We start from the raw sequence: 12,859 nt of genomic DNA on the forward strand, positions 1-12,859 counted from the left end.
GAATAACCTAGCAGATCTTCCTAAACCCGCCAAGACTACTCCGTCTCGGTGAAGCAGCTTCTACACCCCACCATAATATAACGTCAATCCCTAAAATCAGAAAAAATGTAACCACTTGAAAATAAACAATATCCTTACAAAAACCCGATTCCGTTATCCGAATCAGATCAACTGAAATCTCGCCCACAATCTTGAAACCAACGCGTAAACTCAGGAATACCCTCTTCCAATGTGGTTTGCGGGGTCCATCCTGTTAGCTGTTGAATGGCCGTAATATCGGCCCATGTCTTTTCCACATCAGATTCAGGACGCGGCAGATAACGGATTGCAGCTTTACGCCCCAAAGTCTGCTCCAACAGCTCTACCAAATACTTCACCGGTTCTGGATGATGGTTCCCTATATTAAGCACACGCGGTTCTGCTGCTGGGGGTGCTTGCTCGTACACTGCCAGCACTGCGGCAACCACATCATCAATATATGTAAAATCCCGTGCCAAAGATGCTCCCTCATAAAGGGTAACATCCCGCCCCTCCGTAATCGCACGGGCAAAACTGTAATAAGCCATGTCCGGCCGCCCCCACGGACCATACACCGTAAAAAACCGCAGGCCTGTTTGAGGGATATTATACAGATGGCTATAGGCGGATGATGCCAGTTCAGCCGCGCGCTTTGTAACGGCGTAAAAAGATCCCGGATGATCTACAGGATCTGTTTCTGAAAACGGTAATTTACGATTACGCCCATATACAGAAGACGACGAAGCATACACAAAGTGCTTTAGGGCTGGCAGTTCACGCGCAAATTCCAGCATCGCTACATGGCCGCGCACATTGGAATCTGCAAAGATATAAGGGTCTTTCAACGAGTAGCGCACACCTGCTTGCGCTGCAAAATGAAAGATACCCTCTATATTGGGGGCTTTCTTTTGTAGCTCTTGCAAATTTTCTGGCTGATCCAGATCGCAGTAATAAAAAGAAAACTGTGGATGCGCCTCAAGCAGAGCAAGGCGCGCCTGCTTGAGTTGGGGATTATAATAACCGTTCAGATTATCAACCCCGATCACCTGCTCGCCACGCGCCAAAAGAGCCTGCGTGACATGGAAGCCGACAAACCCAGCGGCTCCAGTTACCAAAAGTGTCAAAATGTATTGCCCCACGCCGCAGGGCAACTTTTTGGCCCCACCCATGATTACTGCAGAATCTCAGCCGCAAAAGCGGCTGTTAATTAAAGCTTTTTACCTAAAGATGGTGCTTCCACCTTATCGCCTACAGTAATGCCAAACTTGGCAGTTACCCCCCCTGCCAGCTCGAGCGTAGCAGCTACCGGGCCATGACTACTGATTCGTGCCAAGCTGCGTGGCACTGCATTTTCTGTAATGGCCTGAATACGATGATCCGCATCTATAAAAACAATATCCAGCGGAATCAGCGTATTTTCCATCCACATGTCACTCTGCTGTGGTGTTTTCCACACAAAAAGCATGCCAGAGTTTTCTGGCAGATGTTGGCGGAACATTTCCCCCACCTGCTGCTCACGCGGAGTTTTTGCCAACTCAACTGAAAAAACATGCCGCCCACTGGGGGAAACTATAGCCAATTCTTCCCGCTGTAATTCAGCCTGAGCGTGTGTTGGCTCTCCCGTTTCTTCTGCATAAGCAGGTAAGAGAGAACCCGCGGCACCGCCGATCATGCAGGCTGCCATCAGCCCCAACAGTTTTTTTGTCAGCACCTTATCTGTTCTCCTCGGTCCCATCATCTTTGCAGAAATGGATTACTGGCACGTTCTGCCCCTAATGTCGTCAACCCGCCATGCCCAGGCACGATAACAATATCATCCCCTAAAGGAAGTAGTTTTTCCTTTATGCCTTGAATAAGCTGTTGGCTATTACCGTATGCAAAATCGGTTCTACCTATTGTTCCTCTAAAAAGAACATCTCCCCCAAAAGCAAAACGGGCCTTTTCATCCACAAATACAACATGCCCGGGCGTATGCCCCGGAACATGCACAACACGAAATGTACATCCTAGATAGTTCAGACTTTCACCATCTTGGGTGAAACGGTCAACATCTGCATTTTCTAAATCTGAAAGCCCAAAATGCCGAGCTTGCTCTACAATGGATTGGAGCAAAAATTGATCATGAATATTCGGCCCAATGACATCTGGCCGCGTTACCTGCGTATTTTCCAACCCACGACACAAAGCCGCCACCCCTCCGGCATGATCTAGATGACCATGCGTGAGCAGAATGGCTTCTACTTCCAGTATATTTTTTTTTAAGAAATCCAGCAGGACATTCGCATCTCCACCTGCATCTACAATAACGGCTTTACGTGTTTTTTCATTCCACAGAACAGAGCAATTCTGCCGAAATGGCGTAACCGGCACGATACGCAACTGCATATCCGGGTAATTGACGTGCATGCCTTATTCCTCTTGTTCTCTATAAATTATCTAAAGAATGCTTTTATGAGTTTTACACAAAAAAAAGCTGCCAGAACCAGTGTCTGGCAGCTTTTTATACAGCAAAAATGCTCTGCTTATTGAGGCAGCACCCAGCCTGTTTCTGGAATATCAAAGTGCTTACGCAATTCATGCGCAGGCACGTTGGTTAGATCCTTAGTGAAGGTTTTGATAATCTTTGCCGTTGCAGGCTTGCTCAGATGCGTCTTGATTTCATGAATAATTGGTGCCGGAGCAGCCACCACAAACCCATCAACCTTGCCGCCATGCGCAATCATGCTGTTCATGCGGTCTGCCACAACGCGGGCAAAAGCATCTTTCGCATCATCCGCCGGGGTAGAGCCAGAAGGCATTTTACCCGGAGTACCTTCATGGCCACGCGTGTCAAAATCCTGCACATCGCGCATTTCGCCTTCTGCATCATGCAGAAAACGCACTTTGCCACCATCTGCAACAACATAAACTACCAGGCCATCTCTTGCTTCCGTCATGGAATACATCCTTTTCAAATCACTCTATCAGCCTGCCAGCATGCCGTATTATGCGACATTTAACCACCAGCGCTGCTGCGCTGCTGATGTGCAGTCTGCGTGCTGAGTGATATAGGATTGAGGCATGACAATTCCACCCTTCTTTTCCCAACTTGTTACTCCTCTGGATCATGCCCTGCTCTGGGCCCGTCAGGGCCAAGCCGTTGCCATTGCAACCGTAACAGGCACATGGGGGAGTTCCCCCCGCCCCCCCGGCAGCAATATGGTCATGAGCAAAAATGGCCTTATGGAAGGTTCCGTGAGTGGCGGCTGTGTGGAAACAGATGTCATGCTCCACGCACAAGAAATTATGGAAGGGCAAGCACCAACCGTTCTTTCCTATGGTGTGAGCAGTGCCAAGGCGTGGGAAGTCGGGTTGGCCTGCGGAGGCACACTGGATGTTATGGTAGAAGCCGTTCAAAGCCCTGCCTGCCCAACCGGAACATGGCCGCTACACCTGCTAGAACAGATATGCGATCTTCAAGCGGCTCGAAAAGCCGCAGTGTTGGTGCGCAGCTTGGATGGCAAGCAGCACATTCTTGCACAGGAACACCAAAAAAGCACTTTCGAAGAGCTTCCACCATTCGTGAAAGAAGTCGCCTTTCACCAGCTACAAGAAGGGCGCTGCGCAGCAATAGAAGAAGCTCTTGGGCAAAAATGGTTTGTGCAACCCATTATTCCGCCACCTCGGCTTCTTATAGTGGGCGCTGTGCATATTGCGCAGTATCTTGCTCGCTTGGCGCAGATAACCGGCTTTTCTCCCATCGTCATAGACCCGCGTGAAGCACTGGCGACAGCAGACCGCTTTCCGGGTCTGGAAAGTGGAAACACCCTTATTACAGAATGGCCGGATGAAGCTCTGGAAATCTTAGGGGTTGATAGCATGACTGCCATCGTGACCCTAACGCATGATGCCAAACTAGATGACCCCACACTTGAAGCAGCCCTGAAAAGCCCAGCTTTTTATATTGGTGCTTTGGGGTCTCGCAAAACACAGGCGAGTCGGTTGCAACGCTTGCAAACTCTTGGCTTTACCGAGCAGGATCTCAAACGCATACGCGGCCCAGTTGGCTTAGCTATTGGTGCAGTGGGAGCTGAGGAAATTGCTCTTTCTATTATGGCGGAAATTGTTGCTACCCGCCGCCATGCCCCCTTATCAGACATTCGCGGGTGGTAAAACCTGCGTTTCTGCCAGGAACATGGGCCTGCGTGCTATGCGCAGGCCGTTCTGCCCGTACTGCCCCAGCCCACAAATTATTGGCTCCGGACGCTACCGGGCAACCTATGCTGGTGCAGACACTCAAAAATATTCTCAACAGCAAAGCTGAAACTGTTCTGGCCCTTCTACCGCCAGACCAGCCAGAGCTTGAAACCATTGTGCAAGCGCATTTCTCCCACTCCTTGAAAGCAGATAGGCTACAGCTACAAACTGTTTTGAATGCGCGCTTGGGCCTTTCCGCTTCTCTGCATGCAGGTGTTCAGGCTGCTCAAGCAGGAAATGCACAAAGCCTTCTTATGTGTCTGGGCGACATGCCTCTGGTTTCCACAACGCTGTTGAACACACTGTTGGAGAACCAGAATCAATATGCTCCTGCCGCCACCGCACCGTTACGAGACGGCAAGGCTGGAAATCCTGTTGTCTGGAATCCATCACAATTCAGTAAATTGCTCCAGATTACGGGGGATCAGGGCGGCCGGGCTGTTTTACGCAGTCTGGGCGCTGATATACGCCTCATTCCAGCCAATTCTACCGAATTGGTCGATTTTGATACGCCAGAACGGCTGAAAATATATCAGCAGATGGCTTTTCCTGGCAGTTGACCAGACGGACACACCCTCCGACAATTCACAACAGACCGTAAGTTTTCACTGAACGGTCGTTTTATCTGTTTTTCAACAAGGTCTCACCATGAGCAAAATTCTACGCACTAACCCCAACCCCATTCTTTCTGCTGCGGTTGAATATCACGGCTTTATTTTCACGCAGGGTGTTGTTGCCCGCAATCTGGATCAGGATGTTGAAGGCCAGACACGTGATGTGCTGGAACAGATTGACACACTGCTAGAGCAGCACGGCACAGATAACACCCGCATTCTGCAAGCTCAGATCTGGGTTAAAGACATTAATGACCGTGACAAGCTGAATAAAATCTGGAGCGCTTGGCTGCCAGAAAATATGGCCCCTGCCCGCGCTTGTGTTCAGGCTGTGATGGCTGACCCACGTATCCTTGTGGAAATCATGGTCACCACCACAAAATAAGCCCTTAATATTGACCAGTTGGTGATGTGAGAAAACGTGGCATTCATGCAACATTCCTCCGAATCATCACCAACTGGTGCGTGTTCCCTATTCTCTTAAACAAAGGCTGGAATGAAACGGAATCAGGCGAATTTATGACGTAATGTAGGATAAAAATCCTATTTTTCCTTTCTGATACCCATCAATGAAGCAAAGAGTAACTTTAACGATTTTGGTGCGCAATGAACGCTTGCCTGATCTGCATGGATGTTTAATACCTGAACCCGAACATTGCAGTACCCCAACTCACGGCAAATGCGATCAGGAAAGGTAAGCACAATGCGGCACGGACGGTCCGGAATTTTTAAACTGAAGCTGGCCGTTTTGTCTTTTCTGTCCGTTTCTGCCTTTACTGCTTCTGCATCTGCCCGCACCCATCATGCCGCCGCTCACCATAGCGGTGTACATAAAATTGTATTTTCTGCATCCGGCCATGCGGCAGGCCGATACGCAGGTGGCCGCTGGCACCCATCTGCGGGGCGTTATCGTTCCGGGTATTATGGTGGACACGTTATTCAGTGCGTTGCTTATGCCAAATCTGCATCTGAAGTGGTGCTGCATGGCAATGCGCGTGATTGGTGGCATAACGCAAGTGGCGTTTATGACCGTGGCCATGCACCAGAAGCAGGTAGTGTGCTGAACTTCCGTGCAACACGCCGCATGCCTTTGGGCCATGTTGCTGTTGTGCGCAATGTTGTAGATAACCGCACCATTATGATTGATCAGTCACACTGGGCACAGGCAGGCATCAGCCGCAACGTAGCCGTGATTGACGTTTCTCCAAACAATGATTGGTCTGCCGTTCGTGTAGCCCTTAACAATCATTCTGGTGGTTTCGGGTCCATCTATCCAACTTACGGCTTTATTTATGCACGCCACCCTGGTGCAGAACGGAACATGCAGCAGGAAGTTATGACAGCATGGGCCAAGAAAGGCACCACCACGCAGCTGGCACAGGCTCCGGCAACACCTCGCCAGATCTCTGCCGGTCAGGAAGATCCGAATATTGCCTTTGATGATAACAACTGAAACCAACCTTTAGTTTCTTTGCAGAATCTTCTTTTCAACGCCCGGCTTTGTCGGGCGTTTTTTATTGCCTTTTCCATAACAAGAAACTCTTACACAGAGCATAAAAAAAGGGGAGCAACCTCCTTTGGTTGCGCCCCTTTCTTAGTAACCATCAGAAACGATTAGCTTATTCCATCCATTCAGCAATATCTGGACAAGAGCAAACTAGGTTTCTGTCACCATATACGTTGTCAATTCGGCCTACAGGTGGCCAATATTTGGTAGAAAGCTGCACATTACCGGGGAAACACGCTTCCTGCCGTGTATAAGGATGCGTCCATTCCGTTGCTGTTAGTGCAAGACCTGTATGAGGGGCATGACGCAACACTGCATCTTCTGCCGTAACCTTACCACTTTCAACTGCACGCACTTCCTCACGTATAGCCAGCATGGCATCGCAAAAACGATCCAGCTCCGCTTTTCCTTCAGATTCGGTTGGCTCGATCATGAATGTGCCGGCCACCGGAAAGCTGACTGTTGGCGCATGAAAACCGTAATCCACCAAACGCTTGGACATATCATCCACAGTAACGCCTGTTGTATTCTTGATCGGTCGTAAATCCAGAATACATTCATGCGCAACGCGCCCATGTGCCCCTTCGTAAAGCACAGGGTACGCATCTTTCAGGCGGCTCACAATATAATTGGCGTTCAGAATAGCCACCTGCGTAGCCCGTTTTAGGCCTTCATCTCCCATTAAGCGAATATAAGCCCATGAGATCGGCAGAATAGAAGCTGATCCAAAAGGAGCAGCGCTTACAGCCATAGCAACATCTACATCTGCCGGGTTTCCGGGCAGATAAGGTGCCAAATGTGCCCGCACACCAATTGGCCCCATACCCGGGCCACCGCCACCATGTGGAATGCAGAAAGTTTTATGCAGGTTAAAGTGACTAACATCCCCACCGTAGTCTGCCGGGCGTGCAAGCCCAACCTGAGCATTCATGTTGGCGCCATCCACATATACCTGCCCACCGGCTGAGTGCACCAGATCACAGATTTCACGCATGTTTTCTTCAAACACGCCATGAGTAGAAGGATAAGTGATCATCACTGCGGCCAGATCATTCGCATGCGCCTTTATTTTCTCACGCATGTCTTCCAGATCAATGTTGCCGCCTGCATCACACTTTACCACCACAACCTTCATGCCCGCCATTTGGGCAGAAGCTGGGTTGGTACCATGCGCAGAAGCCGGAATTAAACAAACTGTCCGATGCCCTTCCCCACGCCCCTGATGATACGCACGAATAACAAGCAAACCTGCATATTCCCCCTGCGCGCCAGAATTAGGTTGGAAGGAAACAGCATCATAACCGCTAATAGCACACAGCCACTTTTCCAGATCCTGCAAAAGAACCTGATACCCTTTTGCCTGATCTGCCGGTGCAAACGGATGAATGTCACAAAAACCAGACCACGTAATGGGCAGCATTTCCACCGTGGCGTTCAGCTTCATGGTACAAGAACCCAGCGGAATCATTGTCCGATCCAACGCCAGATCCTTGTCTGACAAGCGCCGCAGGTAACGCAGCATATCCGTTTCTGAACTACAGGAGCGGAACACAGGCTGCGCCATAAAGCCAGACTGGCGGCGCACACCATCAGGCAATGCTGTGGAAGCCGCCACAAGCGCCTGCGCCATTTTTTCTACACGCCCGTGTTCAGCGCAAAAAACAGACCATACAGCGTAAACAGTTTCCGGCGTGCTGGTTTCATCCAGACTGATGCCAATACGGCCATTCCCTGCATGACGCAGATTCATGCCAGCAAAACGCGCACGTTCCAGAAGGTCAACAGCACCTTCGCCTACATTCACCGTCAGCGTGTCAAAAAATGCGGTTGTTTCAACAGTTACGCCCAGTGCGCGCAAACCAGCGGCCAGTGTCGCAGCCAGACCATGAATGCGCTGTGCAATTGCCTTCAGACCTTCTGGGCCATGATAAACGGCATACATGCCCGCAATAACAGCCAGCAACACCTGCGCCGTGCAGATATTGGATGTCGCTTTTTCACGTCGGATATGCTGTTCACGCGTTTGCAGGGCAAGACGATAGGCCGGGCGCCCAGCACTATCGACCGATACCCCAACCAAACGCCCCGGCATGCTCCGTTTATAGGCATCCCGCACAGCCATATAAGCTGCATGCGGCCCACCATACCCCATGGGAATACCAAAGCGCTGGGTAGAACCAATAGCAATATCCGCCCCCAGTTCACCGGGAGAAGCCAGCAACGTTAAAGCCAGCGGATCTGCCGCCATAACAGCAATACCCCCCGCGGCATGCAGGCTTTCTATCTGCTTTTGCGGGTTTGCAATCTGGCCGGATGTGCCGGGATATTGGAAAATGGCTCCAAATACGTTTTGGGCATCCAAATCTATTTCAGGCTGCCCAATCTGGAGCGTAATGCCCATAGGTTCCGCACGGGTTTTCAACACAGCAATTGTCTGCGGGAGACATTCTGCATCTACAAAAAAGACGCTGGACTTAGAGGTTGCAACCCGGCGAGCCAACGCCATGGCTTCTGCCGCTGCTGTTGCTTCATCTAGCAGAGAAGAGTTGGCGATATCCAACCCTGTCAGTTCTGTAATCATGGTTTGGAAGTTCAACAGGGCTTCCAGACGCCCTTGGCTGATTTCTGGCTGATACGGCGTGTAAGCTGTGTACCAAGCCGGATTTTCCAGAATATTCCGCTGGATAACAGCGGGCAGCACCGTACCGTAATACCCTTGCCCGATCAGGGATGTCATAACCTGATTTTGTCCGGCCAGTTCACGCAGGCGTGCAAGAACCTGTGTTTCCGTCCATCCAGCACCGAGCCCCAAAGGCTGTGTGGCACGAATGGAAGCTGGAAGTGTCTGATCTATCAGATCATCCAAGGAGGCCGCACCAACAACACGCAACATTTCGGCCTGATCTGCCACAGTCGGGCCAATGTGGCGCGTAGCAAACGCCTCACCTTCAGCTTTTAAGGCAGCAAAAGCGGGAAGATCTTCAATATTCTGTTGGGAACGTGCATCCGAACCGGGAGCAAGGGAGAACATGCAGAAATTTTTCCTGAACAAGACCTGTTTGGAACAGGCCATTTTTTCCAATCAGGCAGAAATCAGCCTACAAAAGCTGCATATGCTGCGGCATCCATCAGCCCAGAAAGCTGATCTGGATTAGCAACGCGAAATTTGACAATCCAACCTTCGCCTTCAGGGTCAGAGCTTACCCGTGCTGGATCATCAGCCAGTGCTGCATTGCTTTCCAAAACCTCACCATCAACTGGCGCGTAAATATCGGAAGCCGCCTTAACGGATTCCACAACTGCGATGGATTCCCCAGCTTTGACTTCCGTGCCCGATGGGCGGGCTTCAATAAACACCAGTTCACCCAGTTCATCAGCCGCATGGCGAGTGATGCCCACGGTTGCTGTTGCACCCTCAACGCGCAGCCATTCGTGTTCTTTTGTGAAATACAGGGTCATTTCTCAATTTCTCCAGTTAAGCGTAAATTAATGTATCAACGGCCTAGCGTTTGAAATGCGCTGGCACAAAAGGCAGTGCACTCACGATGGAAGGTACAGAACGCCCCCGCAATTCAGCAAAAATGGTGTGCCCTATTTGGGTATCATTGCTTGCCACATAGCCCATCGCCACCGGGCCACCTACTGTGGGGCCAAATGCACCAGACGTTATCTTGCCGATATGCGTGGCAAATTCTGCATCTGCATATAAAGGTGCATCATGGCGCACAGGCGCACGCCCCTCCGGCCGCAATCCAACGCGGCGGCGGCTTACACCATTTTCAAGCTGGCCAAGAATAATATCGGCACCCGGAAAACCACCTGCACGCGCGCCACCATTGCGGCGAGACTTCTGGATAGACCATTCAAGCGCGGCCTCAACCGGAGTAGTGGTTGTATCAATATCCGCCCCATACAAGCACAGCCCGGCTTCAAGCCGCAGGCTGTCTCGGGCACCTAAGCCAATCAGTTTGACGTTTGGCTGTTCTAGCAGTTTACGGGCAACCCGATCTGCATCCTTGGCGGAAACAGAAATTTCAAACCCATCTTCTCCCGTATAGCCGGAACGGGAAATAACACAGCGGGCACCGTCTACATCCAGCGTACGCACATCCATGAACATCATCTTGCGCACATCTTCAGCAAATGCTGCCAAAACTTGTTCAGCTTCCGGCCCCTGCAAGGCAAGCAATGCGCGATCTTCCTGCGGCTCTACAACGCATTCTGCCACCAGTGCAGATTGCAGAAGCTCAAGATCAGCCTCCTTACATGCGGCGTTAACAACCAGCAGCAGACCATCTTCCAGACGCGCCACCATCAGATCATCCAGAATACCGCCTTCGGCATTGGTAAACTGGGTATAACGCTGGCGGCCATGTTTAAGGGCAGCAATATCTGCTGGCACCAATTTTTCCAGCGCCAGAGCCGCATTATCTACATCCCCCGAACGCGGGCGCAGCAGCACTTGCCCCATATGGGAGACATCAAACAGACCAACATGCTCACGCACATGCCGATGCTCGGCCATAATGCCATCTGCATACTGCAAAGGCATGGCATAACCCGCAAACGGCACCATTTTGCCGCCGGATTCTTCATGCAATGAATAGAGGGGAGTATGAAGGAGAGTATCGGTGCCCATGCACGCCGCCTTGCCAAAAAAGCCGGAACCCACTGCAATCTGACAGACACATCAGCACAACACGAGGCTCCGGATTACATAATCCGCTGCCCCTTCTGTGCTTTTGCCTGAGATCGCTATCCCGTCGGCGGGTGCGATTGCACCTCTCTCCAGAAGTTTTAAAACGCAGGGTCCTTCTGCCTGAGAGTTTCCGGGGCGGTTGCTCCTTCGGCGCTGGCTAAGCCAGTCTCTCCCTCTGCGTTAAAGAACCGTGACATCATTTCGCTTTCAAGTCAATCACGGCCCCTATTATGCGTATTACCCCGCAGCTTTGGGCAAATGCTTGGCAATATAAGGCGGTAGATTAAACGAACCTACGTGGATTTCAGGCGTCCAGTACTGGGTTTTTTCCAAAATACCGGCTTCCTGAGCACGGGCACGCACCTGCTCTACATCCTGCGCTTGCAGGTTGCGACCTTTGCTGGCGATCCCCAGTGTCATAAACCCACCTACATAAGTTGGCACAGCAGCCACATAGGCAGATACATGCGGAAAAAATTTTGCACGCCGCACACTGGTTTCATGCAGTTCATCCGCCTGCATAAACGGCACACCGCACTGGTTTACAATCAGCCCTTCGGCGGTAAGGATACGTGCGCAATGTTCGTAAAATGAATCTGTAAACAGCACTTCGCCCACACCTATCGGGTCTGTGCTATCAACAATAATCACGTCAAACGAGGCATCATCTGCGCGGGCAACGTAATCTATTCCATCCCCCACAATCACTTCTGCCCGCGGATTATTCCACGCATCACCGGCAATAGATGGCAGATGCTGTTTTGAAAGCTCTATAACAGCACCATCAATTTCCACCATCACAGCTTTTTCGATGCCGGGATGTTCCAGAACGCGGCGCAGTACCCCGCCATCCCCTGCGCCAATAATCAGTACTTTTTTCGGGTTGGGGTGAGTAAACAGCGGAACATGCGTAAGCATTTCCTGATAAACAAATTCATCCTTTTCGGTAATCTGCACCACGCCATCCAGCATGAGCACACGACCGTGGGATTCACTTTCAAAAACAACAATATCCTGAAACGGGCTTCGCGTGCGGGCCAGTTCCTTTACCACACGGAAGTGCTGCCCCCAGTTATCATATAGGGTTTCTTCAATCCATGTTTCAGCCATACCAGCCTTATCTTCCCACATACGTCATGAGCTGCACTGATACAGCCCTTTTACAGAACTGTATCAGCACGACGATCAAACAGAGTTTTACAACTTTAAGAAAAACAGCCTTTAGGCAACCACGCGGCCACGGCGTTCTTCATCCACCTCAAGCCGTTTGGCCTGAAAGAGACGCTGCATAACAGGGATGGACAGGTGCGGATCACACGCACCACACATAAAGATGTCCACCGCAGCAAAGTTGCGTTCTGGCCATGTGTGAATGGAAATATGGCTTTCAGCCAGCACCACCACGCCAGAAACACCCCCATTGGGTGAAAAATGATGGAAATGACTGTGCAGGATTGTGGCCCCGGCAGCACGCGCTGCTTCGCACAGTGTTGTGTCGATCTTTTCTGGATCATCCAGATTTGTGGCGCCCCACATATCGACAAGCAGGTGAGTACCTGCAAACTTCTCGCCATTCTTTTCGACGAAGTAATCTTTACGCTCTTCGTCAGCAGACGAGACCGGAACAGAAAATGCCTGGTTATTGCTCGGGTGTTCCGAGACCATCCCCAGTTGAGCAAGTGCGTTCATAGACGTACCCCCAAACCAGTAGACAGCCTGTTGGGCAAAAATTGCCCCCTTGGGCCAAGAGCGCGCTTGGTAAGACCCCTGCGCCTGCGTTGCAAG

13 protein-coding genes and 1 riboswitch are annotated in these 12,859 nt (G+C 50.9%); of the genes, 4 read left to right on the top strand and 9 right to left on the bottom strand.

Annotation, left to right across the window (positions count from 1 at the left end):
- Nucleotides 1-167: 167 nt before the first annotated feature.
- From DS739_RS11740 to DS739_RS11755, 4 genes are all read right to left on the bottom strand, one after another.
- The gene (locus DS739_RS11740; protein ID WP_035352287.1) at nt 168-1,142 is read right to left on the bottom strand and encodes an NAD-dependent epimerase/dehydratase family protein; all 975 of its coding nucleotides are present in this window, start codon (nt 1,140-1,142) and stop codon (nt 168-170) included.
- An 83-nt stretch (nt 1,143-1,225) separates the two neighbouring features.
- A complete protein-coding gene (locus DS739_RS11745) occupies nt 1,226-1,756 on the bottom strand; it encodes a DUF192 domain-containing protein (RefSeq protein ID WP_035352237.1) in 531 nt (176 codons plus the stop codon).
- Nucleotides 1,753-2,424 carry an MBL fold metallo-hydrolase gene (locus tag DS739_RS11750; protein WP_006115361.1) on the bottom strand — a complete coding sequence of 224 codons (672 nt, stop codon included), beginning with the start codon at nt 2,422-2,424 and terminating at the stop codon, nt 1,753-1,755. The genes DS739_RS11745 and DS739_RS11750 overlap by 4 nt, the downstream gene beginning before the upstream one ends.
- Nucleotides 2,425-2,540: 116 nt before the next feature.
- The gene (locus DS739_RS11755) at nt 2,541-2,963 is read right to left on the bottom strand and encodes a host attachment protein (protein ID WP_003631043.1); all 423 of its coding nucleotides are present in this window, start codon (nt 2,961-2,963) and stop codon (nt 2,541-2,543) included.
- A 115-nt stretch (nt 2,964-3,078) separates the two neighbouring features.
- Here DS739_RS11755 and DS739_RS11760 point away from each other — a divergent pair, with 115 nt between their 5' ends.
- The 4 genes from DS739_RS11760 to DS739_RS11775 all read left to right on the top strand — a co-directional run bounded on the left by DS739_RS11760 (nt 3,079) and on the right by DS739_RS11775 (nt 6,321).
- On the top strand, nt 3,079-4,170 hold the full coding sequence (locus DS739_RS11760; protein ID WP_006115363.1) for an XdhC family protein: 1,092 nt from the start codon (nt 3,079-3,081) through the stop codon (nt 4,168-4,170).
- Nucleotides 4,164-4,814, top strand: a complete 651-nt coding sequence (locus DS739_RS11765) for an NTP transferase domain-containing protein (RefSeq protein ID WP_006115364.1) — start codon at nt 4,164-4,166, stop codon at nt 4,812-4,814. Before DS739_RS11760 ends, DS739_RS11765 begins: the two co-directional genes overlap by 7 nt.
- 88 nt (nt 4,815-4,902) lie before the next feature.
- Nucleotides 4,903-5,253 carry a RidA family protein gene (locus DS739_RS11770; RefSeq protein WP_003624223.1) on the top strand — a complete coding sequence of 117 codons (351 nt, stop codon included), beginning with the start codon at nt 4,903-4,905 and terminating at the stop codon, nt 5,251-5,253.
- Nucleotides 5,254-5,547: 294 nt separating this feature from the next.
- The gene (locus DS739_RS11775) at nt 5,548-6,321 is read left to right on the top strand and encodes a CHAP domain-containing protein (protein ID WP_035352239.1); all 774 of its coding nucleotides are present in this window, start codon (nt 5,548-5,550) and stop codon (nt 6,319-6,321) included.
- 166 nt (nt 6,322-6,487) lie between these two features.
- On the opposite strand, the gene gcvP is transcribed toward DS739_RS11775, so the two are convergent.
- The 5 genes from gcvP to speD all read right to left on the bottom strand — a co-directional run bounded on the left by gcvP (nt 6,488) and on the right by speD (nt 12,763).
- The gene (gcvP, locus tag DS739_RS11780) at nt 6,488-9,448 is read right to left on the bottom strand and encodes an aminomethyl-transferring glycine dehydrogenase (protein ID WP_170315281.1); all 2,961 of its coding nucleotides are present in this window, start codon (nt 9,446-9,448) and stop codon (nt 6,488-6,490) included.
- Between the two features lie 20 nt (nt 9,449-9,468).
- Nucleotides 9,469-9,834 (bottom strand): glycine cleavage system protein GcvH, encoded by a 366-nt coding sequence (gcvH, locus tag DS739_RS11785; protein WP_006115367.1) that lies wholly within the window; start codon nt 9,832-9,834, stop codon nt 9,469-9,471.
- Between the two features lie 43 nt (nt 9,835-9,877).
- Nucleotides 9,878-11,014, bottom strand: coding sequence for a glycine cleavage system aminomethyltransferase GcvT (gene gcvT, locus DS739_RS11790; RefSeq protein WP_035352241.1), 1,137 nt, complete (start codon nt 11,012-11,014; stop codon nt 9,878-9,880).
- 159 nt (nt 11,015-11,173) lie between these two features.
- Nucleotides 11,174-11,259, bottom strand: a riboswitch (glycine riboswitch).
- A 52-nt stretch (nt 11,260-11,311) separates the two neighbouring features.
- Nucleotides 11,312-12,184, bottom strand: coding sequence for a polyamine aminopropyltransferase (speE, locus tag DS739_RS11795; protein WP_035352290.1), 873 nt, complete (start codon nt 12,182-12,184; stop codon nt 11,312-11,314).
- 111 nt (nt 12,185-12,295) lie between these two features.
- Nucleotides 12,296-12,763, bottom strand: coding sequence for an adenosylmethionine decarboxylase (gene speD / locus DS739_RS11800; protein ID WP_035352291.1), 468 nt, complete (start codon nt 12,761-12,763; stop codon nt 12,296-12,298).
- Between the last annotated feature and the right edge of the window lie 96 nt (nt 12,764-12,859).

It is taken from the genome of Acetobacter sp. JWB (assembly GCF_003323795.1).
In the GTDB taxonomy this organism is placed as follows: Bacteria; Pseudomonadota; Alphaproteobacteria; order Acetobacterales; family Acetobacteraceae; genus Acetobacter; species Acetobacter oryzifermentans.